23 protein-coding genes and 1 pseudogene are annotated in these 22,022 nt (G+C 45.5%); 19 read left to right on the top strand and 5 right to left on the bottom strand.

All coding sequences use genetic code 11. The features are described 5' to 3' along the window. From LI241_RS11990 to LI241_RS12010, 5 genes and pseudogenes are all read left to right on the top strand, one after another. Positions 1–1,394 (top strand): annotated as a pseudogene (locus LI241_RS11990) (helicase SNF2); the annotation flags it as partial. Between the two features lie 2 nt (positions 1,395–1,396). Beyond that, positions 1,397–2,215, top strand: a complete 819-nt coding sequence (locus LI241_RS11995) for a DUF3849 domain-containing protein (protein WP_227151321.1) — start codon at positions 1,397–1,399, stop codon at positions 2,213–2,215. Positions 2,216–2,217: 2 nt separating this feature from the next. After that, entirely contained in the window at positions 2,218–2,556 is a 339-nt protein-coding gene (gene mobC / locus LI241_RS12000) for a plasmid mobilization relaxosome protein MobC (RefSeq protein ID WP_003526263.1), read from the top strand. 151 nt (positions 2,557–2,707) lie between these two features. Next, complete coding sequence (locus tag LI241_RS12005) at positions 2,708–3,010, top strand: hypothetical protein (RefSeq protein WP_015529855.1); 303 nt, start codon at positions 2,708–2,710, stop codon at positions 3,008–3,010. Beyond that, the gene (locus LI241_RS12010) at positions 3,007–3,306 is read left to right on the top strand and encodes a CD1845 family protein (RefSeq protein ID WP_227151323.1); all 300 of its coding nucleotides are present in this window, start codon (positions 3,007–3,009) and stop codon (positions 3,304–3,306) included. The genes LI241_RS12005 and LI241_RS12010 overlap by 4 nt, the downstream gene beginning before the upstream one ends. Before the next feature lie 74 nt (positions 3,307–3,380). Here the strand turns inward: LI241_RS12010 and LI241_RS12015 are convergent, their stop codons facing one another. Further along, positions 3,381–4,793 (bottom strand): ATP-binding protein, encoded by a 1,413-nt coding sequence (locus LI241_RS12015; protein WP_015529857.1) that lies wholly within the window; start codon positions 4,791–4,793, stop codon positions 3,381–3,383. A gap of 118 nt (positions 4,794–4,911) precedes the next feature. On the opposite strand from LI241_RS12015, the gene LI241_RS12020 reads away from it, so the two are divergent. Next, positions 4,912–6,324: a relaxase/mobilization nuclease domain-containing protein gene (locus LI241_RS12020; protein ID WP_227160459.1), complete on the top strand. Its 1,413-nt coding sequence runs from the start codon at positions 4,912–4,914 to the stop codon at positions 6,322–6,324. Positions 6,325–6,546: 222 nt separating this feature from the next. Here LI241_RS12020 and LI241_RS12025 read toward each other — a convergent pair whose 3' ends face one another. Then, positions 6,547–6,903: a helix-turn-helix domain-containing protein gene (locus LI241_RS12025; RefSeq protein WP_008728409.1), complete on the bottom strand. Its 357-nt coding sequence runs from the start codon at positions 6,901–6,903 to the stop codon at positions 6,547–6,549. 710 nt (positions 6,904–7,613) lie between these two features. Between LI241_RS12025 and LI241_RS12030 the strand changes: the two genes are divergently transcribed. The 7 genes from LI241_RS12030 (at position 7,614) to LI241_RS12060 (ending at position 15,451) form a co-directional block, all read left to right on the top strand. Next, on the top strand, positions 7,614–8,192 hold the full coding sequence (locus tag LI241_RS12030; protein ID WP_015529860.1) for an MptD family putative ECF transporter S component: 579 nt from the start codon (positions 7,614–7,616) through the stop codon (positions 8,190–8,192). After that, positions 8,192–8,929: an energy-coupling factor transporter transmembrane component T gene (locus tag LI241_RS12035; protein WP_015529861.1), complete on the top strand. Its 738-nt coding sequence runs from the start codon at positions 8,192–8,194 to the stop codon at positions 8,927–8,929. The genes LI241_RS12030 and LI241_RS12035 overlap by 1 nt, the downstream gene beginning before the upstream one ends. A 4-nt stretch (positions 8,930–8,933) precedes the next feature. Next, entirely contained in the window at positions 8,934–10,469 is a 1,536-nt protein-coding gene (locus LI241_RS12040; protein ID WP_227151327.1) for an ABC transporter ATP-binding protein, read from the top strand. 94 nt (positions 10,470–10,563) lie between these two features. Next, on the top strand, positions 10,564–11,421 hold the full coding sequence (locus LI241_RS12045; protein WP_182438661.1) for a helix-turn-helix domain-containing protein: 858 nt from the start codon (positions 10,564–10,566) through the stop codon (positions 11,419–11,421). A 121-nt stretch (positions 11,422–11,542) separates the two neighbouring features. Beyond that, entirely contained in the window at positions 11,543–13,321 is a 1,779-nt protein-coding gene (locus LI241_RS12050) for an ABC transporter ATP-binding protein (RefSeq protein WP_227151328.1), read from the top strand. Beyond that, positions 13,314–15,065 carry an ABC transporter ATP-binding protein gene (locus tag LI241_RS12055; protein ID WP_227151329.1) on the top strand — a complete coding sequence of 584 codons (1,752 nt, stop codon included), beginning with the start codon at positions 13,314–13,316 and terminating at the stop codon, positions 15,063–15,065. Before LI241_RS12050 ends, LI241_RS12055 begins: the two co-directional genes overlap by 8 nt. A 17-nt stretch (positions 15,066–15,082) precedes the next feature. Beyond that, the gene (locus tag LI241_RS12060) at positions 15,083–15,451 is read left to right on the top strand and encodes a metal-dependent transcriptional regulator (RefSeq protein WP_015518831.1); all 369 of its coding nucleotides are present in this window, start codon (positions 15,083–15,085) and stop codon (positions 15,449–15,451) included. A gap of 106 nt (positions 15,452–15,557) precedes the next feature. On the opposite strand, the gene LI241_RS12065 is transcribed toward LI241_RS12060, so the two are convergent. Further along, the gene (locus LI241_RS12065; RefSeq protein ID WP_015529866.1) at positions 15,558–15,719 is read right to left on the bottom strand and encodes a hypothetical protein; all 162 of its coding nucleotides are present in this window, start codon (positions 15,717–15,719) and stop codon (positions 15,558–15,560) included. Continuing rightward, positions 15,707–15,892: a hypothetical protein gene (locus LI241_RS12070; RefSeq protein WP_015529867.1), complete on the bottom strand. Its 186-nt coding sequence runs from the start codon at positions 15,890–15,892 to the stop codon at positions 15,707–15,709. Before LI241_RS12070 ends, LI241_RS12065 begins: the two co-directional genes overlap by 13 nt. A 45-nt stretch (positions 15,893–15,937) precedes the next feature. Here LI241_RS12070 and LI241_RS12075 point away from each other — a divergent pair, with 45 nt between their 5' ends. The 6 genes from LI241_RS12075 to LI241_RS12100 all read left to right on the top strand — a co-directional run bounded on the left by LI241_RS12075 (position 15,938) and on the right by LI241_RS12100 (position 21,426). Further along, positions 15,938–16,351 (top strand): sigma-70 family RNA polymerase sigma factor, encoded by a 414-nt coding sequence (locus LI241_RS12075; RefSeq protein ID WP_227151330.1) that lies wholly within the window; start codon positions 15,938–15,940, stop codon positions 16,349–16,351. A 537-nt stretch (positions 16,352–16,888) separates the two neighbouring features. Continuing rightward, positions 16,889–17,119, top strand: a complete 231-nt coding sequence (locus LI241_RS12080; RefSeq protein ID WP_008728422.1) for a helix-turn-helix domain-containing protein — start codon at positions 16,889–16,891, stop codon at positions 17,117–17,119. An 84-nt stretch (positions 17,120–17,203) separates the two neighbouring features. Continuing rightward, the gene (locus tag LI241_RS12085; protein ID WP_055224659.1) at positions 17,204–18,421 is read left to right on the top strand and encodes a site-specific integrase; all 1,218 of its coding nucleotides are present in this window, start codon (positions 17,204–17,206) and stop codon (positions 18,419–18,421) included. 148 nt (positions 18,422–18,569) lie between these two features. After that, complete coding sequence (locus LI241_RS12090; protein WP_116704864.1) at positions 18,570–19,781, top strand: site-specific integrase; 1,212 nt, start codon at positions 18,570–18,572, stop codon at positions 19,779–19,781. A 542-nt stretch (positions 19,782–20,323) separates the two neighbouring features. Next, positions 20,324–20,782 carry a hypothetical protein gene (locus tag LI241_RS12095; protein ID WP_226897133.1) on the top strand — a complete coding sequence of 153 codons (459 nt, stop codon included), beginning with the start codon at positions 20,324–20,326 and terminating at the stop codon, positions 20,780–20,782. Positions 20,783–21,048: 266 nt separating this feature from the next. Continuing rightward, positions 21,049–21,426 (top strand): TnpV protein, encoded by a 378-nt coding sequence (locus LI241_RS12100; RefSeq protein WP_008690046.1) that lies wholly within the window; start codon positions 21,049–21,051, stop codon positions 21,424–21,426. Between the two features lie 57 nt (positions 21,427–21,483). On the opposite strand, the gene LI241_RS12105 is transcribed toward LI241_RS12100, so the two are convergent. Beyond that, complete coding sequence (locus LI241_RS12105; protein WP_008690045.1) at positions 21,484–22,020, bottom strand: TetR/AcrR family transcriptional regulator; 537 nt, start codon at positions 22,018–22,020, stop codon at positions 21,484–21,486. Positions 22,021–22,022 lie beyond the last annotated feature (2 nt).

Raw genomic sequence — 22,022 nt, forward strand, 5'->3', positions numbered from 1 at the left:
ACATCATGCAGATCTGGCGGGATGGCGAAGCTGACAAGCTGACCCAGCTGGTGTTCTGCGACATTTCTACCCCGCAGGCAAAAGCTCCTGCAAGCAAGGCGGCGAAAACGCTGGATAATCCACTGCTTCACGCATTGGAAGGTGCTGTACCTTTGCCGGAGCAGGAACCGGCCTTTACGGTGTATGACGATATTCGTCAGAAGCTCATTGCCCAGGGGGTGCCTGCCGACCAGATTGCTTTTATCCATGAAGCCAACACCGAAGTGCGGAAAAAGGAGTTGTTCTCTAAAGTTCGTACCGGTCAGGTGCGTGTCCTTTTGGGCAGCACCGCCAAGATGGGCGCAGGCACCAATGTGCAGGACCGTCTGGTGGCACTTCATGACCTGGACTGTCCGTGGAGACCGGGAGACCTTGCCCAGCGCAAGGGCCATATCGAGCGCCAGGGTAACCAGAATCCTCTTGTCCATGTGTACCGCTATGTGACCGAAGGAACCTTTGACGCATACCTCTGGCAGACGGTGGAGAATAAGCAAAAATTCATCAGTCAGATCATGACTTCTAAATCGCCGGTTCGTTCCTGCGATGATGTGGATGAAACAGCCCTCAGTTTTGCCGAGATCAAGGCTCTGTGTGCCGGAGATCCCCGCATCAAGGAGCGTATGGATTTGGATGTGGAGGTATCCCGCCTGAAGCTGATGAAAGCTGACCACCAGAGCAAGCAGTACCGTCTGGAGGACCAGCTGCTCAAATACTTCCCGGAGGAGATTGAAAAGCACAAAGGTTTTATCAAGGGCTTTGAATCCGATCTGGAGGTTTTGGCAGCTCACCCGCACCCAGAGGACGGCTTTGCCGGTATGGAGATTCGTGGAGACCTGCTGACCGATAAGGAGAACGCTGGTGCAGCTCTTTTGGATGCCTGCAAGGAGGTCAAAACCTCCGATCCGGTGCAGATCGGCAACTACCGGGGTTATGCCATGTCCGTGGAATTTTCCGCTTGGAAACAGGAGTATACGCTCCTGCTGAGAGGACAGATGACCCACCGGGCAACCCTTGGTACAGACCCTCGCGGAAATCTTACTCGTATCGACAATGCCCTCGCTCAGATGTCCCAGCGTCTGGAGGCGGCAAAGGCCCAGCTGGATAACCTCTATCAGCAGCAGGCTGCCGCAAAGGAGGAAGTCGGAAAGCCATTCCTTTATGAAGAAGAATTGAGAAGCAAAAACGCCCGTCTGGTGGAGTTGGATACCCTGCTCAACATCGACGGAAAGGGACAGGCACACGCCGAGGCTGTTGTTGACAAAAGCACACGGACTTCGGTGCTGGACAGCCTGAAACGCCCTGTGCCGCCACGCAGCCTTGAAAAGAAACCAAAACAACACGAGGAGGTACGATGATTATGAATGCAACAGATTGGAATACAGCTCTTTATGAGAAAATGTCTGATGAACAGGATAAATTCCGGGACTGGCTGAAAAGCCAGCCCCCGGAGGAAATCCTGCACCACACCTATGAGTACACGGTCCGGGAGGACATCGTGATGGCGATGGAGCAGCTGGAGCTGACCGACGCACAGGCACAGGCGCTTTTGGATTCCTCCTCGCCACTGGCTGATGTGTACCGTTATTTTGAAAAGCTGGAGACCGGCTACATGGATGTGATCCGGGACAGCATTGAGAACCGTGCCGACGATGTGTGCAGAGCTAAAGAGGAACTGCGAACAACACCGGTCTATCCCCATTCAGCTGCCTATGCGAGAGAACATGGGGAGCTGGAGCAGTACCGAGCTTCCAACAATGTAAATCTCCAATGCAAGGAGTCCATTGAAGCGGCGGTGCGGGAACACTTCGACGGAATGTATCTCAGCCACGATGCGGCAAAGGGTGTGATCGAGACCTATGGCATGGAGCGTGTATCTATGGTTCTGTCTAACACGGTCCAGCTTCAGGACTGGGATGGGCGCTACTCCCGACGCAACAAAGAATGGGCCAAGGCCATTTCTAATGATAATCCCGAAACCGTCCGTTGTGGTTATGCCTTAAACAGCCACCCTGCTGTGCTGGATGGTTTTATTGATCTGGTGCGTGAAGAACAGCAGCGCAGCCGTACCCAGAGAGAAAAACTGGAACCGTCCCGTCCCTCAGTACGGGATAAGCTCAAACAGGAGCTGCCCGTCCATAAGTCTGCCGCCCCGAAAAAACGGGAGCCGGAGCGATAACCATGGCAAAGCGCAAGAGGGATGTGCCGGTTTTGTTTTGGGTGTCCGCAGAAGAACTGGAACTGATCCATCAAAAGATGCAGCAATACGGGACAGAGAATTTGAGCGCTTATCTGCGGAAAATGGCGCTGGATGGTTATGTGGTCAAGCTGGAACTGCCAGAGCTGAAGGAGTTGGTCTCCCTGATGCGCCGAAGCAGCAACAACTTGAACCAGCTGACCCGCAAAGTGCATGAGACCGGGCGGGTTTATAATGCTGACTTGGAGGATATATCCCAGCGGCAGGAACAACTGTGGGAGGGTGTGAAGGAAATCCTTACCCAACTCTCCAAACTTTCATAACAGGGATAGATACTCCATTTGCGGAGGGAGGAACGGCGTTTCTTCGCCGCACCTTCCTCCGCTTTTTCTTTTTGTCTGTATCCTTGTCTTTTGCCTGTCCGTACCGGATAATATGAGTAGAATAAGAAGCGTAGCAAAGGAGTGAAAACAGATGCTGACCTTTGAAAAGGTGCTGGAGATTTTTGCGGATTACCTAACCGCAGACGAGACCATAGAAGTTTATATCAGCCGCCATGGATGTGTAAGAGTTGAATTTGACCAAGATTTTCACTATTGCTCTGGCGAGGTGTGCCATACTCCCAAGGAACTGTTCGACCTCTTAGCCGATGATTACCGGACTTATCTGGAGATTGAACTGACCAAAGGAAAACGGGAAGTGACGGAAGATGATGAGAGAGAAGCGGATGCCCTATGCAAACAGTATCTGGAGCGTTGGAAGGAGGAACAGAAATGAAGATTTTGAAATGTCTGCTGATGATCATAACTGCACCGGTCATTTTGGTGTTGACGCTTTTTGTCTGGCTCTGCACAGGGCTGATCTACATATCCGGTCTGGTGCTTGGTCTACTAAGCACGGTAATTGCTCTGCTTGGCGTGGCTGTGCTGATTACCTATTCCCCGCAGAATGGTGTGATTTTGCTGGTTATGGCATTTTTGATTAGCCCGATGGGGCTGCCGCTGGCTGCGATCTGGCTGCTGGGAAAGGTGCAGAGTTTGAAATTTGCGATACAGGATTGGGTGTATGGGTAAATGATGTGAATATAATTTGGAATGAAAAAGAAGCAGGACAATGGGAGATGAGACCCAATGCCCTGCTTCTCTGTTTATTCGGAACGAACTGTAATATATTTTTGATTGCGACTTTTAGGTTTATCGGGAATAGTCATTTCTAATTGCCCGGATTCTAAAAGCGGATTGATATGTTTCAAAGTGAAGTTTCTTAAATCTTTGAAGCCGCAAAATACTGCAAGCTCTTTCTTGGATTTTGGTGTTGTGCAAAAAGTCAAAATCTGTTTGGATACCGTTGATAGTTCAATAACTTGGTGGGTAACTTGGTGGATAACTTGGTGGGCGTCACCCTCTAAGTTGTAGTTCACATTTTTCAAGATGACTCTGAAATCTGTCGCTGTTGAGGAAAATTCAGGCTTATATGCCGCTGTGTATCCAGGCAGCTTTTCAGTTTCACTGACGATTTTGCGTAGGCCACTTCCACGGCGTTCCATGTACTTCATGCGGTGGAACAGGTCAGCAATCACAGGGTTTCGTCGCATCGAACGAATACTGTAAATATCGTATTCCTGAATTGAGCCGCCACCAAACATACCGCCCGGAGATGTGATTTCCACCCGATCATCAAACATATCAATGTGGACTTCGCTGCCAAGCACAATATAATCACGATGGATGAGAGCGTTGACAAGAGCCTCTGTTACAGCTCGTTCAGCATAATCCGGCTTGTCTACCCGATACTGAGCTTCTTTGACAAAACGGACTTTGGAATTATTGCGAATAAATTCACTGCCGCTTTTCAGTAAATAAATCAAATTCCCCTCGTATTCCTTATCGTCCAGCGCATCATCAAAGATAGAGCCTTTTTCCAAGCCATTCCACCGGGTACAGAACATACGGGAGTTATAAACTGTGTGCTGATCGGTCATGAGTTTTCCGGCATTGGTCAGGAACCCATTTTTGTCAGCCAAACCGAAGGAGACATAATCGGATGGTTCGAAGCGGAGGCCGGTTCGTTCCAGATAGGTTGCCTCCAGGAGTGTAAAGCTGTAATCCTTTTTCACAGCTTCTGTTGTTAAGGTGTCAAAGGACTGATTGGTTCCCTTTAAGATCAGTTCATTCACAATGTAATCCGGTGCAATTACGCTTTCATTTCCAACACGGATGTATGCTTCCATTACTCCGTCTGCCTTGTAATAGTATGGGGTGCTGCGGCCAGGAGAAACCTCCAGAGCCAACAGGTTTTTACCATCTTCCTGCAATGGCTTTAAGATAAACTGCGGTAATGGTGTGATACGTTCTTTGATTAAGCGGCTGATCGCTTCAGCATCCTTTTGAACATCTGACAAGCCGATAGGCTCCCGGTCATCAGAGACTCCGAAAAACAGAGTGCCGCCGATCCCATTGGAAAAGGCACTGACACTTTTTAACCAGCTTTTTGGCTTTTTTGTTTCGAGAGCAACTTTGAAATCGCATTCCGTTGCTTCTGCAATGAGCTGCTCTATCATAAAATCCCTCCTTTGAGGTTGTAGAATGTTCTTTTTTATTATACCCAGCGGAGAAAGTTATTGCAACGATAGAAGCAAAGAGTTCAGCGAAAAAATATTTATGAGAGGAGGCCCTTCTATGGCAACCACACGCATCATGCCCCTGCATATCGGAAAGGGGCGCACTGAGAGCCGAGCAATCAGCGATATTATTGATTATGTGGCAAATCCGCAAAAGACTGACAACGGAAAACTGATTACCGGCTATGGCTGTGACAGCCGGACCGCCGATGCAGAGTTTCTGCTGGCGAAGCGGCAGTATATCGCCGCCACCGGGCGGGTGCGCGGGGCGGACGATGTGATCGCTTACCATGTGCGCCAGTCATTCAAACCCGGTGAAATCACGCCGGAAGAAGCCAACCGTCTGGGTGTAGAATTTGCCAAGCGGTTTACCAAGGGCAATCATGCCTTTGTGGTCTGCACCCACATAGACAAGTCGCACATTCACAATCACATTATCTGGTCATCGGTCAGCTTAGAATATGACCGGAAATTCCGAAACTTTTGGGGCAGCACCAAGGCGGTTCGCCGGTTAAGTGATACCATCTGCATTGAAAACGGACTGTCCATTGTAGAGAATCCGAAACTTCACGGAAAGAGCTATAACAAGTGGCTGGGAGATCAGGCAAAGCCCTCTCACCGAGAGCTGCTGCGTGTGGCGATTGACAACGCATTATCACAAAGTCCTGCTGACTTTGAAGAACTGCTGAGGCTGTTGCAAGAGTATGGTTGTGAAGTCTCAAAGCGCGGAAAATCGTATCGACTGAAGCTCTCTGGTTGGGAGAAAGCCGCCCGCATGGACAGTCTGGGCGAAGGATATGGATTGGAAGATTTGCGGGCAGTTCTCTTAGGGAAGAAAGCACATACCCCGCGAAAGAAAACCGTCACACAGGCAGAGCCGCCGAAGGTTAATCTGCTGGTGGACATTCAGGCAAAATTGCAGGCTGGAAAAGGTGCTGGCTATGCTCGATGGGCTAAAGTTTTTAATCTGAAACAAATGGCGCAGACCATGAATTACCTGTCAGAGAACAATCTGCTGGAGTATGCGGTTTTGGAAGAAAAGGCTACGGCTGCCACGGCACATCACAATGAACTTTCGGCGCAGATCAAAGCGGCTGAAAAGCGCATGGCAGAGATTGCTGTTCTGCGTACTCACATTGTAAATTATGCCAAGACCCGTGAGGTCTATGTGGCATACCGCAAGGCAGGCTACTCTAAGAAATTCCGGGAGGAACATGAGGAAGAAATTCTGCTCCACCAGGCTGCTAAGAATGCCTTTGATGAGATGGGCGTCAAGAAGCTGCCAAAGGTCAAAGAGTTACAGACAGAGTACGCAAAATTGCTGGAAGAAAAGAAAAAGACTTATTCCGAGTATCGGCGCTCCCGTGAAGAAATGAGGGAGCTTTTGACTGCAAAAGCGAATGTAGATCGAGTGCTGAAAATGGAGGTAGAACAGGATGTTGAAAAAGAAAAAGACCACGGCCAGCGGTAAGCTGGTCCTGGTCAAAAGCGTTCGCAGAACGCGCAGCCACAGAATGAAATTCTGTGTTCAAAGGGGCTTGGGGGCGCTGCCCTCAACAAGCAAGCGGAGAGGAAAATCACAAAGGGATTTTCTTCTCTGCGGGCCTGTGTGTATTAACACAGGCATTGCTTGCCTCTTTTCTCTGGAAATAAAAAGAACCAGTGAGAAAATCGTTAAATTTCACTCACTGGCTCAATTCATTTCAAATTTCTCGGACAATTCTGTTAGCTCTTTCACCGTTTCCTGTGTGTGATGCAACAGGGTGTCGCGCATTTCTGGCGGACAGCTGGAATAAAGCATTTTCATCTGATTGACACCCTCATCCTCCAGAGAAATATCTGGATTTATAAGCGTATCTAAAGAGATGTGCAGGACCTTTGCCAATGCTCTCAAAATCAAATAGGACGGGTTCATTTTCCCTTTTTCGATATTGGCAATTTGCTTTACAGAAACATGGCTTAGATCGGAAAGTTCCTGTTGTGTCAGTTCTTTATTCTTTCTGGCCTCTCTCATTTTCTGCCCTAAAGCAGTTAAATCATCAATCGGCATAATCGTTCACCTCAAATACATTTTATCGTTCCGATTTGCACAAAGGAATAACCTTATTGTGCTTGATAACAGGACTGATTATGCCGATTCCTTTTTGATAACATGGTTGCTCCATGATTATGGCGTTTCCGGCTGCTAATTGAACTATGAGGATGAATTGCAGATTTCAGCTTTTAGTTCGTTGCCAAACGAGAATGATATAGAATGCGGTAGGGAGGCTATCAGTTTTATCCGCTCATCTATGAGCCGTTTTTTATTCTCTGTGACATAAAAATTCATCTGGATATTCCGTTTTCGGTTCGCCATGTGCTGCCTCCATTCTTCATAAGAGTTTGAGATTATCCCAACAAACATTTTTCATTTTCGGGCAAGGGACCTGAAAATCCGAAAAATCGCAAGCGGGTACTCGCTTGCTGTGCTTGCTATCGAAACCCTACCTTCTATTTCTCCCTCTACTAATACTACAATTTGGAGCGGAGATTTTGGCTGTTTTCATTTCAAATTATGCAAGAACCGCCTCTGTTCAATGTTGAATAGTTCTATGTTCACGCACACACGCAGGCAATCACTCCCCGTAAAGATAGCAAAAGCAAAGTAATTGTCTATTTGGAGCGAAAACGCCTTTTTGGAGAAGAAACATACAGACATATCTGCTATACTGAAATACGGTTAGTTCGTGCTAACACAAAAGCAAACAGGAGGACCAAATAATGAATAAACTACAAGGAAAAGACCTTATCAATGTTGGAATCTTCACTGCGATCTATTTTGTGGTGATGATGGCGATTGCCATGCTGGGATTTATCCCTATTTTTCTTCCGCTTCTGATCGTGCTGGTTCCGCTGATTGGCGGAATCGTAATGATGCTGTATTATTCTAAAGTCCAGAAGTTTGGAATGGTATCGCTGACAGGACTGATCTGCGGTATTTTAATGTTGCTGACCGGCATGGGGTATTGGAGCATTATTACCGGTGCCGTGTTCGGTGTCCTGGCTGATCTTGTTTTGAAATCCGGCGATTATAAGAGTGCAAAAAAAGGAATCATATCGCATGGTGTTTTTTCTATGTGGATCATCGGAAACTACATCCCCATTGTTGCAACACGGGACAGCTACTATCAGCAGCTAATCAGCGGTTATGGACAAGAGTATGCAGATTCCATTATGAGCTATATCTCGGCATATACGCTCCCCATTCTTTTGATTGCCGGGTTCGTTTGCGGCGTGATCGGCGGTGTGATCGGTCAGAAAATTTTCAAAAAGCACTTTAAGCGTGCGGGTATTGCATAATGCGCCGTGAATTGTTAGCAAGCAAAAAAAAGGAAACCGGCCTGTCGTTAGACCCTCGGACAAAGTTGGCATTGCTTGTTACGATTGCCCTCTTTGTCTTGAGCGGCGGAGGTGGGGCTGCTTCTAAACAGTTTGCTCCTATTTTGGCTGCTGTTCCATTGATCCTGCTGCTCACGGAAAAATCGTGGAAGGGATCGGTTATCTATTTTGTTTTATATGGCGGCAGCTATATATTGCAACTATGGGCGCTCCCCCACCTGTCCGGCCTTCCTAACTTTCTTGTTGTTGCAATCTGCGGTTTCTTTATGCGGTTTGTGCCGGGGATTATGATGGGATACATCACGGTCAGGACAACGACGGTCAGCGAGTTTGTTGCCTCCATGAAGAAGCTGCATTTACCGGAGCAGATCATCATTCCTATGTCCGTGATATTCCGATTTTTCCCTACTGTTGTAGAAGAATATAATGCCATAGGGGACGCTATGAAAATGAGAGGAATCCGTTTTGGCGGGGGCAAAGCCAGTGCAATGCTGGAATACAGGCTTGTCCCTGTCATCATGTGTTCCGTCAAGATCGGGGAAGAATTAAATGCGGCAGCCCTGACAAGAGGATTGGGCGGTCCGGTCAAGAGGACAAACATCTGCGAGATCGGCTTTCATGTGCAGGATGTTTTTTTCCTGCTGCTATGTGTGGTGGCTTTTGCAATTCCTATTGTCACGATGATTACAGGGAGGTAGGCCTATGATCGAATGTAAAAAAGTTTCTTTTTCCTACCCTCCAAATGAAACTGACATTGGGGACAGGGAAGGACACGGAACATTAAGAAATATTGACCTGTCTATTAACGACGGGGATTTTGTACTGCTCTGCGGAACATCGGGCTGCAGTAAAACCACACTGACACGGCTGTTTAACGGACTGATTCCTCATTATTACGATGGAAAGCTGGAAGGCACTGTCATGCTTGATGGAGAAGATATGAGAGGGCTTTCCCTGTTTGACATATCAAAAAAAGTGGGTTCTGTTTTTCAGAATCCACGTTCTCAATTTTTTAATGTGGATACGACCAGCGAAATTGCCTTTGGATGTGAAAACCATGGATTGGAAGAAGCAGAAATCCGAAAGCGGGTAAAGCTGGTCTCAGAGCAGTTGAACCTTACAAATCTGCTGGACAGAAGTGTTTTCTCCCTTTCCGGTGGGGAAAAGCAAAAAATCGCCTGTGGATCTGCCGCCGCTGTGGAACCGGATGTATTTGTTTTGGACGAGCCATCTTCCAACCTTGACGCCTATTCCATCGCTGATTTTCGGAAACTGTTAAAAATATTGAAGTCACAGGGTAAAACAATTATTATTGCAGAGCACCGGCTCTACTATCTTTATGATCTGGCAGACAGGATCATATATTTAAGCGACGGGGAAATACAAGGGGATTATACTTTGCCGGAATTTCAGTTGATTCCGGCGGCGGAAAAAGCTAAAATGGGATTACGGCCTCTTGGCCTGAGTGAGTTTGCAGACATTGAGCCTGCCAGTCTACATTCAGGGCAGGGGATATGGAAACTGAACCACTTCCATTTCGCATACAAGAAACAGCCGGAAACGCTTTCTCTGGAAAATATAGAGCTTCCTGCCGGAAATGTAACGGCGGTCATCGGGCACAATGGAGCCGGAAAAACGACACTATCCCGTTGCTTATGCGGATTGGAAAAAAGATGTAAAGGTGTCCTCCAAAAAGATGGTACTTCCTATTCAAGCAAACAGCGACTGAAGCTATGCTATATGGTCATGCAGGATGTAAACCATCAGCTTTTTACAGAGAGCGTTTTAGAGGAAGTCCTGTTAAGTATGCCGGGAAAAGATTCCGATGAATCGCCTGAAAATGTGGCAAAGGCAGAGGCTATCTTGACAGAAATGGATTTGCTTCCGTACAAAGCCTGCCATCCCATGGGGCTTTCGGGAGGGCAAAAACAACGTGTGGCGATTGCTTCTGCGATTGCCTCTGAACGTCCGGTTATACTATTTGACGAACCTACCAGCGGCCTTGATCTTTTTCACATGAGGCAGGTAGCCGATTCAGTCAAAGAACTTGCCGATTCAGGAAAAACCATTGTGATTGTGACCCATGATCCTGAATTTATACTCAGGTGCTGCAATTATGTGATCCATCTGGAAAACGGCAGATTGGAGGAAAGCTATTTCCTCCAGGATACGGAAGGACGGGAACGGTTATTTAATTTCTTTATGATGGAAGGAGGCGGCGGAAATCAAACTGTTTGATGGTAAAATAAACTGCGGCTCAAATGTTAAAAATGTCATTGAAACTGAGGATTGCGTTGTCCTGCAGCTTTTTGACGAGAGCGGCGAGGGAACCATGACAGCCCACAAAATTTTTGATGGCGCTTTTGTGATGTATAGCGATATGCACCTGAAAGAATGTACCTCCTACTTTCAGAGTAGTACGGACAGTTCGCTTCTCTATATAGACCATTGCAGGGAGGGACGGATCGAAAGCGAGATTGGCAATAATGCGTATAGCTATTTGCAAGAGCATGAGATGCGTGTGGATGACCGGCGTTCCCATTCGGGACGGTTCTGCTTTCCACTCTGCCACTATCATGGGATGACCCTGGGATTTGATCTGGACATTGCTGTGCCGGCGCTGAAAGACTTTTTTGGTGGATTTTCTGTTGATTTGTACGAGCTTCAAAAAAAGTATTGCAATGACAAGAAACCGTTTGTGATTCATAATGAGCCAGGAATTGAACATATTTTTTCAGAGCTTTACTTTGTCCCGCAGCAGATCAAAGGTGACTACTATAAAGTAAAAGCCCTGGAGCTGCTTTTATATCTGGACGCTTTGCAGTTTTCTGATTCCAAAGAAGATCGCCCTTATTTCTATAAAGGGCAGGTAGAAAAAATCAAAGCGATCCATGATCTTATTACGGCAAATTTGCAGGAGCATTACACGATGGATGAATTAGCTGAACGATTCCAGATTTCATTGACGGGGATGAAAACCTGCTTTAAGGAAATATTCGGAGATTCCATGTATTCCTATCTTCGCCGTTATCGGATGAACGTTGCTGCCACAATGCTCCGGCAGGATTCCCAAAAAGGGATTGCGGAAATTGCCGGAGCTGTGGGATATGAAAGCCCCAGTAAATTTGCAACAGCTTTCCGGCAGGTGATAGGGCAGACGCCGATGGAATACCGAAAATCTTTTTTCTAAACGGTGCATAAATGCCGTTTTGGAGAGGAAAGAAGAATTGAATACTGCTACAATGAGGATGGTTAGCAAAGACTACCCATCCTTTTTTCTTTGCTGACTAAAAAGAAGGAAGGTGATTGTAATGAAGCAGCAAAAAGATAATTGGGTGAAAATTCTGTTTTCCTTCGCCGCACCATGTAAGGGGAAAATGGCTCTTTCGGTATTCTGCGCCATTCTGAGCGTTGCAGAAGGGTTTATTCCTTTTTGGGCTGTATATGAAATCCTGCTGGCATTTATCAATCAGAATGTGACCCTGAATGGCATTCTGATTTGGTGTCTGGTTGGAGCAGCGGGCTACCTGCTGCGGGTTGCCTGCCATGGAATCTCTACGATCCTGGCGCATATTTCAGCCTATACCATTTTGGAAGGAATCCGGCTTAAAATTGCGGACCGGCTGATGAAAGCGCCTCTCGGCGAAGTGATGGGGCGGCGAATCGGCTATCTGAAAAATATCATCATGGATAAGGTGGAGGATTTAGAGCCGCCTTTGGCACACATGATCCCGGAATTGACTTCTAACCTCCTACTCCCTGTTGCAATTTTTACCTGGATGATGGTCATTGACTGGCGCATGGGATTGGCGGTTCTGATTGCTCCGGTGCTGGCCATGATTCCTATGTTTTTCCTTATGAGGAATTATAACAGTCAGTACGCCGCTTATATGGAGGCAAATAACCATGTCAACAGTATTATTGAGTATGTGGAAGGCATCGAGGTTGTAAAGGCTTTTAATCAAAGCACAAGCTCCTATGAAAAATTTGTTAATGCTGTCCAGTCGTTCAAAGAGTTTACCCTGGCATGGTTTAAGAGCACATGGAAAACGATGAACCTGATGATGGCGATTATGCCCACAACGCTACTGGGGGTTCTTCCTGTCGGCCTTCTGCTGGTACAGAATGGAAGTATTTCCCCCGCAGAGCTTGCAATGGGGATTATTCTTTCCCTCAGCATTGTTGGGCCGTTGATGAAAGCAACCACTTTCATTAACGAAGCAAAGTCTATGGAATATGCAGTAGAGGCGGCAAATGAACTTTTGAACCTGCCTGTACTGCCGGATTCAGGGAAAATCGTATCTATTCCTCACAATGATATTGCGTTGAAGCATGTAACCTTTTCCTATGACGGTTCCGAGCAAAATGAAGTGTTGCATGATGTGAACCTGGAATTGCCAGAGGGAAGTTTTACGGCACTTGTAGGACCATCTGGCGGCGGTAAATCGACGATTGCCCGTCTGATTGCAAGATTTTGGGACGTGACAGGCGGCAACATTACCATTGGGGGGAAGAATATCAAAGAGTTGTCTATACGCCAGCTTTCCGAACTGGTCAGTTTTGTGACGCAGGATAACTTCCTATTTAATTGCTCCCTGAAAGAAAACATCCGTCTTGGAAATCCAAACGCCACAGATGAAGAAGTATATGCGGCGGCGAAAGCGGCCTGCTGTGATGAATTTATTGTGCGTTTGGACAAAGGATATGATACCCCTGCCGGTGATGCCGGAAAGAGGCTGTCCGGCGGCGAAAAACAGCGAATTGCGATTGCGAGGGCGATCCTAAAAAATGCCCCGATTGTTATTTTGGATGAAGCGACAGCATTTACTGACCCGCAGAACGAAGATAAAATTCAGAAATCTATCATGGCGTTATCAAAGGGTAAAACTCTTCTTGTGATCGCCCACCGCCTTTCCACCATTCAGAACGCAGATCAGATTGTCGTGTTGAAAAAAGGCCGGATTGTGGATTGCGGAAAGCAGGAAGAATTGTTGAAGCGGTGTCCGCTTTATGCGGATATGTGGAAAGCCCACATCGGGGCGAAGAATTGGTCTGTGAGTGAAAAGAAGGAGGTGGCCGCTCATGTTTAAGTCTATGAAACGGATCATTAAATGGGCGGGGAAATATAAGGGACGCCTCTATCTTGGCTCTGTTTTTTCCTTTTTCAGCAGCCTGTCTACGGCGATCCCTACAATGGCTGCCGCTTATGCCCTTGATAAAGCAATCGCAGCTTATTGGGCAGGCAACACAATAGAATCCTCCCTGATCTGGCAGACGCTTTGGATTATTGTTGGCTCGATTGCGCTTAACTTTCTACTCTCTTATTTGCGGGCGGTGTTGCAGGAAAGCATTGGTTATGAAGTGGCCGCAGGGCAGCGAATCCATTTAGGCGATGTGCTGAAAAGGGTTCCTATGGGGTATTTTTCCAAAAACAGCGTGGGCGATATTCTGACAGGTGTTACCACGGAGCTATCCACACTTGAATTGCAGGGAATGAAGATGGTTGACATCATCATCAACGGATATGCAAAGTTTATTGCAATTCTCCTGTGTTTCCTTTTCCTGAGTCCAGCCGCAGCAGTGATTTCTGTTGTCGGCGTTGCCTTTTCCTCATTGGCCTTACATGGTATCAGCAGGCATAGTGAAAAGACCGCTGCTATCACGCACCAGGCCATGGAGGATATGTCTGGCTCTGCGATTGAATATATCCGCGGGCTGTCCATCGTTAAATCGTTCGGACAGGAAGGGGCTTCTATCGAAAGTTTCCGCAAGGCAAATACGGATTTGAAAAATATTCATATCAAAGTAGAAAAAGGCTATACGCCATTTAACTGCTTGCATCTGTTCTCTTTAAAACTGGCATCTATGGGGATTGTGTTTATCTGTGCATGGCAGACACTTAACGGGCAAATGAGTCTTGCTTATTTCCTGATGTTTGTTCTGTTTTCTTTCGTAATCTTTGGAAGTGTGGAAAACATTAACGACGCGGCTCACATGCTGGGTCTTATAGATTCTGCTATGAATAAGCTGGAAGCTCTGGAAAATGCAGAATATATCGACCAAGACGGAAAAGATATTACACCGACCTCGTATGACATTACTTTTCAGGATGTATCCTTTGGTTACGATAAACGGACTGTATTGCATGATGTGAATTTCACGATTCCGCAGAATACCACAACAGCGATTGTAGGTCCCTCCGGGAGCGGCAAGTCTACCCTGTGTAGCCTGATTGCACGCTTTTATGATGTTGACGCCGGAAAAATCACTTTAGGAGAAACAGATATTCGAGAATTTACCTGTGACAGCTTACTAAAAAATATCAGTATGGTGTTCCAGAATGTATATCTGTTCCGGGATACAATCCGTAACAATATCAAATTCGGCAGCCCGGACGCTTCGGAGGAACAGATGATTGCCGCTGCAAAAGAAGCGCGTTGCCATGACTTTATTATGGCCTTGCCAGATGGATATGATACCGTCATTGGGGAGGGCGGTTCTTCTCTTTCCGGCGGTGAAAAGCAGCGGATTTCGATTGCCAGAGCCATGCTGAAAGATGCGCCGATTGTTATTTTGGATGAGGCCACGGCCAGCATTGACCCAGAGAATGAGCATTTGATTCAAGAGGCTATTTCCGCACTGACACATGGTAAAACAATCATAACGATTGCCCATAGACTGGCGACGATTGAAAATGCGGATCAAATTCTTGTCATTGATGGTGGAACCGTCGTGCAGAAAGGAACCCATAAGGAATTGCTGGCTCAAAGGGGAACCTATCAGGAATTTATTAAGATTCGGGAACAGGCTGAGGGCTGGAGGATTCAACAATAAGCATAAAGGAGGAACTGATGAAGATTCATGCGTCTGGGGAGGATTATCTGGAGGCTATCCTTGTTCTACAAAAGAAAATGGGCATGGTCCGCTCCATTGACCTTGCCCGGCACATGGGCTTTAGCAAACCGAGTATCAGCCATGCGGTAGGCGTTTTGAAAAATGGAGGTTTTCTGACCGTGGATGATGATGGGTTCCTTCATCTGACCGTCATAGGTCGGGAGATTGCCGAGAAAATCTATGAACGCCATTTGTTTTTTATGGAGCAGTTTATCGCTGCTGGCGTCGATCAGGAAACAGCGGAACAAGACGCCTGCCGGATTGAACACGCCATCAGTGATACATCTTTCCGAAAGCTGAAGGAGAAAGTACAAGGAACCGATTAGCGCACATCGGCTCCGCTCTGCATAATAAGTTATCTGCCCCGTCCGGGGAAAGAAAAAAACCGTTGACTGGGGCAGATAATTTCGTGCGCTATTTTAAGGTTTGAACTCAATCGGCGGTTTTGAAGGACAATTTCAGAGCCGCCGTTTCTTTGCGTTTACACAAACTAATGACGACTTGCAGGGACACGGTAGCCGCTTGGAGGTTAATTTGCCGTGTCTCTTTTGCTTTTTCAAAGCTCCCATGATCTACATCAATTAAAAAAAGCATTGCCCCTCCTCCGGGCAAGTATAGCATTGCATCGGCATTATCGTTCCATGTGATTCAGCATAATAATGACTGTTCTTGGTGCGCCAGTTTCCCATTGCGGGAATCTGGCGTTTTTTGTTGCCTTTTTTTCGGAGATAATCCGGCTGTATACCGGTGTCGTTCCCCACCTCCATTCGATTCACTCGTCAATCACCCGTGAATCGAAATGGAGGTACATAATGAAGAAAATTAACCTTCGGGAACTTTATCCTGATGTTTATACAACAGACTTTTTTGTAGATGTGGCAGAGGAAGTAATGGAGACTATTCGAGCAGCTGAACGTGCGGAGGCTGCGTATGAGCGAAAGATGTATCGTTATAAAGCACAGTATTCTCTGGATTGCGAGAATGGCATTGAAAATGCGGTGCTGTTGAAGCCGAAAACACCGGAGATGCTTCTGGAGGAAAAACAGCTTCAGGAGCAGGTCTATTCTGCTGTGATGAATTTACCGGAAAAACAGGCAAAGAGGATTTATGCCCGATATTACCTGGGAATGACGGTAAATGAAATTGCCGGGGTAGAAGGCGTAGATCCAAGCCGTGTTCGAGACAGTATCCGCCGTGGCTTAAAGCAGCTCGGAAAATGTTTTTGATAAAGTTTCATTTGATGCGCCTGTTTTTTGCCTTTTTTGTCAGTGTTAATAAGAAGGACAAGTTTTCCTCCTTCATCTGCACATTGACAATCGAATAGACAGCACAACAGGTACATAAACCCATGTATGAGCGAATATGAAACGCCGCGAGGATGGAGCAGTCAGGGAGGTGATGAAAGCACTGCTTCGGAGCGATCTACGATTTCATAAAAGAATGGTGGCAGATTTGGCGCGATGACTACATGGGGGCTTAAAGATACTTCCTCACGGCCCGCCAAAGACTTGGGGGGAACCCTGCGGCACACGATACGAACGATGCTGCGGAGTTATGACATCCGCGCCAGCGGAGACCTGTTGTGTTCCCATCGTCAGGGGGCGTGGCAAATGTGACGAAAGCTGAGAAATATAAATAGGAAGCGTTTGCCGCTTTCTGTTCAAAATCAGATACCATGCGCTGGTGGTTTCGGCTGCCAGCGTATTCATGTGATTTTGAACAAACACGATGACAAACTTGACGGATTGGAGGAAATATGCTTTATGGAAAAACTTATTACGCGAAAAGAAGCAGCAGAAATTTTGGGTATCAGCATTGCAACGCTGGACGCGGCCCGTAACAATGGTCTTATTTCTTATGTGCAATATGTGCAGAATGGCTGTGTGTACTTTACCTCAGCGGGCCTTCAGGAGTATATCGCAAAATGCACCCACAGAGCAAAGCCAGCAGAAAAGAACGCAACTTATCGTAAACCTCGCAGAGCTGGAGTGTGAGCCGGTCCGTATCCTTGTCGAAATCATAATGGTCTGATAAAACATAGATACAGCGCTGGAGTATATTCTTAGGAGGTGGAGGAATTGGCAAATAGGAAAATAATGCTTCCTCAATATGGCACAGTTATGAAAAGAGGTGTCCTATATTATAGGACCAGAATCAAAGACACGAATGGTAAGCTCGTAGCTATCTACGCAAAAACACCTGAAGAACTATACAACAAAGAAACGCTTGCGTTGGAACAGATTGAGAATGCCACTTTTCATCGGAAAACGCCCACAGTTGCAGAGTATTGTGAAAAGTGGCTGCTGATGCAGTCGGTTCATGTACGAGCTACTACTTTGACGGATTACACCTCAAAGGTCAGGCGGCATATTATAGCGGAATTGGGAGATAAACGGATGGGTGAGGTTAGCCTGGATGATATTCAGCTTGCCCTTGTTCCGGTTTCCAAGAAATCTGCATCGGTTTATAAATCTGTGGTAATCCTTTACAAATCTATCTTTCGCGCAGCGATGGAAAGCAGGATCATTGACCATAACCCGACGATTTATCTCACGACAAAAGGTGGCGGTGTTCCACAAGAGGATCGTCAGGCTTTGACAGATGAACAGGCAGCACGCCTTTTGGATGCTATCCGAGATTTGCCGCCTTATGTCTTTGTCATGATTGGTTTATATGCAGGGCTGCGCCGGGAAGAAATTCTTGCTCTGCAATGGGATTCAGTATATCTGGATACGGATACTCCATATCTGACGGTAAGGCGGGCATGGCACACAGAACACAACAGACCGGTAATCTCAGACGAATTGAAAACCAAGGCTGCGGAGAGAAATATCCCTCTTCCTGTTTGCTTGGCTGAGTGTTTGAAAGCAGCAAAGGAAACATCGACTTCGGAGTATGTGGTTTCAAACCGGGACGGCGAACCGCTGTCCTACACGCAGTTTAAGCGACTTTGGCAGTATATTGTTACGAGGACGGTCAAGGAGCGGAGCTATTATCGGTATGAAGATGGAAAAAGAGTAAAGCATACTGTCACACCTGTCTTGGGGGAAAAGGCTGCTCATAACGGAAAAGTGGTTTACAGTCTGGACTTTGAAGTAACACCCCATCAGCTGCGGCATACTTACATTACCAATCTCATTCATGCATCGGTAGATCCCAAAACGGTTCAATACCTGGCAGGCCATGAAAGCAGCAAGATTACCATGGACATTTATGCAAAGGTTAAGTACAACAGACCAGATGAGCTGGTCAGATCAATGAGTTGCGCGTTTGCAAGCTGGGACGCAGCACAGTAATAATAAAATAGGAAGTAAAGCAGGAGCGAGGCAAGGATGTCTCGCTCTTTGTTTTACATCAGCCGTATCTTTGATTAAATCGAGGCTTTCTGATAAAAAGAGAGTGTAGATACGGAGACTACACATTATCAAGAAAGGACGATCAAAGATGGCAAAAAAGAAAACACAGATCCCGAAGTATGGGACCATTACATTGAAAGGAATCCAGTATTACAGAACCAGGATTACGGATGCAGATGGCAAAGAGTTGAGTTTGTATGCCGCTACTTGTGAAGAATTGTATGAGAAGCAGTTAGAGGCTCGGAAGCAGGTGGAAGAAATTATCTTTCACCGGCAGCACCCGACAGTAGCTGAGTATGGAGAGAAGTGGCTGCTGATGCAGTCGGCAAAGGTGTCTGCGTCTACACTCAGAGGTTATACGAGGGATATGACAAACTATATCATCAAACCTCTGGGAGAGATGTATATGGAAGAAGTGACTGCTGACGATATTCGGCTGGCTCTTGTTCCATTGTCAAAGAAATCGGAAGGCTTATACAATAAGGTCAATATGCTGCTCAAGTGCATTTTTTATGCGGCAGAGAGAAACCAAATTCTTGAACACAATCCCTGTGCGGGAATATCCGGTAAAGGCGGAAAACCGACAAAAAAGAAGGAGGCATTGACAGATCAGCAGGTAGCCGTGCTTCTGGATACAGTCAAGGGGCTTCCTCCATATTTGTTTATTATGCTCGGTTTGTATTCCGGTCTGCGTCGGGAAGAAATTCTTGCACTGCAATGGGATTGTGTGTTTCTGGACGAGGATACACCTTATCTATCGGTGAGGCGGGCATGGCGTACAGAGCATAACAGACCCGTGGTTTCTACGGTGCTAAAGACTCCGGCGGCAAAAAGGGATATTCCGATACCGAAGTGTTTGGTGGATTGTCTGAGAGAAACGAAAGAAAATTCCATATCAGATTATGTGATCGCTGACAGCAAAGGAGAGCCACTGGCTGCCTCGCAGTTCCAAAGAGTGTGGCAGTATGTCGTTGTCCGCTCCACTAAGCCCCGGAACTATTATAAGTATGTAAATGGGGAGAGTATCAAATATACGGTTACTCCAACGCTGGGTATGACCCAGAAGAATCAACCCCAAATCAAATATACGCTGGACTTTGATGTGACACCTCATCAGCTGCGGCACACTTACATCACCAATCTTCTCTATGCGGGCGTTGATCCAAAGACAGTACAATACCTTGCCGGACACGAAAATAGCAAAACAACTATGGACATCTATGCAAAAGTGAAGTATAATAAACCAGAGGAGTTGTTTGGGGTAGTAAATGGTGCGTTTCATCAGGCTATCGCTGAATGAAAAAAGGCCGTTTTTTATGGTCCGCACACCGGATAACTGAGAAGTAGAAAGCCGGAAAAGCCCGGAATATCAAGGAAAAACAGCTCAAAAACTCGCGCAATACGGTCTGAAGGCTGCACGTCGTGCACCACAGTTCTCTAAGAGATAGTTATTGTTTCTTAAGAGAGCAAAAGAAAATTAAAAAAACGAGAAAAAGCCTTTATTTAAGGGCTTTTTTTCATGTTCCGTGATTTTGTGGATTTTCATAAAAAGTGACAAGAAGTACTATAAAATTTCGAAAAGTGGCTCAGTTGGTGGAAAATAAGCAGCAAATAAGCAACAATTAGGCGTAAAATCTGGCGTAATTTTTGGCGTAAAGTTAGCGCAAAATTTCAATCATTCGCTGTTATTATTTTATCCATGCGATAGAATGATTGTGTAGAAAGTGTAATTAGATAGTCTGGTGTTCAAATATCAACACCTTTTTTAAATCTTGCATTCTAGTTTAGAAGATGACATAATAAACTTAATGAAAGAAAATTAGAATTTGTAAGGTCAAGGAGATGATAGAAGTGAATTTTGATACACAAGTTGAAATGCTTGTTTGCGCAGATAATAAACAAGCATATAAAATATGGAAAGAACTGTTGAATATAAGTGAAAAATGTAATGACTTATATCCATACTTTGATAAGTTTGTTGATATGATGGATGATCATACAAATTCATATATTCGTACAAGAGGATTACGATTAATTGCTTATAATGCAAAATGGGATACTGATAGTAAAGTTAATAATATTATTAATCAATGGCTTAAACATATTGAAGATGAAAAACCAATCACAGCAAGACAATGTATTAAAGATGTGGTTATTATAGCAAAATATAAACCAGAACTTATAGATGTTATTCTTGAGGCATTAGTAAAATATGAGAAAATATATGACGATAGTATGCAAAATTTAATTTTTAAAGATAGGCAAAAAGCAATACGTATAATAAGACAATATACTTGGTAAATTAGAATTTGAATTACAACAAATTATGACTTCTTAACAGAGGTTATAGGTTATCAATAAAATCCTCCAAAAGCCTTGAAAACAAAGGATTTATCGCAATGTGTTCGCCTTATCCCTTTATATGATTTCACACAAGTTTACTCATTCCCTGACTGCTTATAAGGGCAAATTCAAGGGCAAGAAAATCTGATAACAAGATATAACAGAGTGTGGCAATCGGAGAACTGTGATATATGTGCGAATATATTATAACGGAGGATTTTTTAATGGACAAGTATATTTATGATGAAAGAAACGGTCTTTGGTATGAGTTGCAGGGAGATTACTATATTCCTTGTCTTACCTTACCAACCGAAGAAGAAAGACCTATCGGCATTTGGGGACAGCAGCACAGACGATATCTGAAAGAGCATAAAAAGGCGGCCTATACAATGCTTCTGACAAACGGTAAGCTGAACAGTTATCTTGCCGATATTGATAAGCAAGCGGAAGAAATGTTTTCTCGGTTGGTGAAACAACTTGCCGAAAGAGAGGGCATGACTGAAGCACTCAAAGCAGAAAATCAAATGCTGTGGATTGGTCGAATGGCGAACATTCGCAACCGAGCTATGGAGATTGTCAATGCTGATTTAATATTTGCATAATACAAATGGGAGACGGTCTATAAATACCGTCTCCCGTTTTATAATCTCGGTCATATATTATAATAGTCCCTGTGCAGAAAATAATTCTGCAATTTCATCAGCAGATTCCACCATTCCCCTCTGAAACCATACATCAATCCAACCATACAGCGTATAGGCAACAAACGCCGTAGTGTAAGCCTGTGTCTTTTCATATTCTGGTTTCGGCCCACAAATACCGATAATCACGTCTTTCAGAAGATAGGTAAGTCCTCTTTCGTTCAAAAGCTGGTAAAAGGAATGGTGCTTTTCAAAATGAACAATCATTGTGTGGATTTGCTTGCTTAGCGGAACACCATCGTTCTTTTTCCATTCGTCTGTCCACTCACGGAAAAGAGTGTCTAAATATGCTTTCAAAATATCTTCTTTTCGCTTGTAATTGCGGTAGAAAGAGGCCCTTCCAACACCCGCTGTATCAACCAATTCGCTGATAGAAATATCTTCTAACGGCTTCTCTGCAAGCAGCGAAAGAAATGCGTCCGTCAAATGTTTTATAACATATGCATTCCGCCCCTCGTTGCTCATCGGTGATACTTTTTTAGCATTTTGTCTCATTT

Source organism: Longicatena sp. 210702-DFI.1.196 (genome assembly GCF_020563125.1).
GTDB classification, from domain to species: domain Bacteria; phylum Bacillota_I; class Bacilli_A; order Erysipelotrichales; family Erysipelotrichaceae; genus Longicatena; species Longicatena caecimuris.

Excerpts from the sequence above, each read along its gene's own strand:
- LI241_RS12105 (WP_008690045.1), bottom strand. The coding sequence starts at position 22,020 with ATGAGACAAAATGCTAAAAAAGTATCACCGATGAGCAACGAGGGGCGG.
- LI241_RS12090 (WP_116704864.1), top strand. The coding sequence starts at position 18,570 with ATGGCAAAAAAGAAAACACAGATCCCGAAGTATGGGACCATTACATTG.
- LI241_RS12020 (WP_227160459.1), top strand. The coding sequence starts at position 4,912 with ATGGCAACCACACGCATCATGCCCCTGCATATCGGAAAGGGGCGCACT.
- LI241_RS12095 (WP_226897133.1), top strand. The coding sequence starts at position 20,324 with ATGATAGAAGTGAATTTTGATACACAAGTTGAAATGCTTGTTTGCGCA.
- LI241_RS12080 (WP_008728422.1), top strand. The coding sequence starts at position 16,889 with ATGGAAAAACTTATTACGCGAAAAGAAGCAGCAGAAATTTTGGGTATC.
- LI241_RS12010 (WP_227151323.1), top strand. The coding sequence starts at position 3,007 with ATGAAGATTTTGAAATGTCTGCTGATGATCATAACTGCACCGGTCATT.
- LI241_RS12005 (WP_015529855.1), top strand. The coding sequence starts at position 2,708 with ATGCTGACCTTTGAAAAGGTGCTGGAGATTTTTGCGGATTACCTAACC.
- LI241_RS12045 (WP_182438661.1), top strand. The coding sequence starts at position 10,564 with ATGACAGCCCACAAAATTTTTGATGGCGCTTTTGTGATGTATAGCGAT.
- LI241_RS12050 (WP_227151328.1), top strand. The coding sequence starts at position 11,543 with ATGAAGCAGCAAAAAGATAATTGGGTGAAAATTCTGTTTTCCTTCGCC.
- LI241_RS12035 (WP_015529861.1), top strand. The coding sequence starts at position 8,192 with ATGCGCCGTGAATTGTTAGCAAGCAAAAAAAAGGAAACCGGCCTGTCG.
- LI241_RS12015 (WP_015529857.1), bottom strand. The coding sequence starts at position 4,793 with ATGATAGAGCAGCTCATTGCAGAAGCAACGGAATGCGATTTCAAAGTT.
- mobC (WP_003526263.1), top strand. The coding sequence starts at position 2,218 with ATGGCAAAGCGCAAGAGGGATGTGCCGGTTTTGTTTTGGGTGTCCGCA.
- LI241_RS12065 (WP_015529866.1), bottom strand. The coding sequence starts at position 15,719 with ATGCTTTTTTTAATTGATGTAGATCATGGGAGCTTTGAAAAAGCAAAA.
- LI241_RS12070 (WP_015529867.1), bottom strand. The coding sequence starts at position 15,892 with ATGGAGGTGGGGAACGACACCGGTATACAGCCGGATTATCTCCGAAAA.
- LI241_RS12025 (WP_008728409.1), bottom strand. The coding sequence starts at position 6,903 with ATGCCGATTGATGATTTAACTGCTTTAGGGCAGAAAATGAGAGAGGCC.
- LI241_RS12030 (WP_015529860.1), top strand. The coding sequence starts at position 7,614 with ATGAATAAACTACAAGGAAAAGACCTTATCAATGTTGGAATCTTCACT.
- LI241_RS12060 (WP_015518831.1), top strand. The coding sequence starts at position 15,083 with ATGAAGATTCATGCGTCTGGGGAGGATTATCTGGAGGCTATCCTTGTT.
- LI241_RS12055 (WP_227151329.1), top strand. The coding sequence starts at position 13,314 with ATGTTTAAGTCTATGAAACGGATCATTAAATGGGCGGGGAAATATAAG.
- LI241_RS12075 (WP_227151330.1), top strand. The coding sequence starts at position 15,938 with ATGAAGAAAATTAACCTTCGGGAACTTTATCCTGATGTTTATACAACA.
- LI241_RS12040 (WP_227151327.1), top strand. The coding sequence starts at position 8,934 with ATGATCGAATGTAAAAAAGTTTCTTTTTCCTACCCTCCAAATGAAACT.
- LI241_RS12100 (WP_008690046.1), top strand. The coding sequence starts at position 21,049 with ATGGACAAGTATATTTATGATGAAAGAAACGGTCTTTGGTATGAGTTG.
- LI241_RS11995 (WP_227151321.1), top strand. The coding sequence starts at position 1,397 with ATGAATGCAACAGATTGGAATACAGCTCTTTATGAGAAAATGTCTGAT.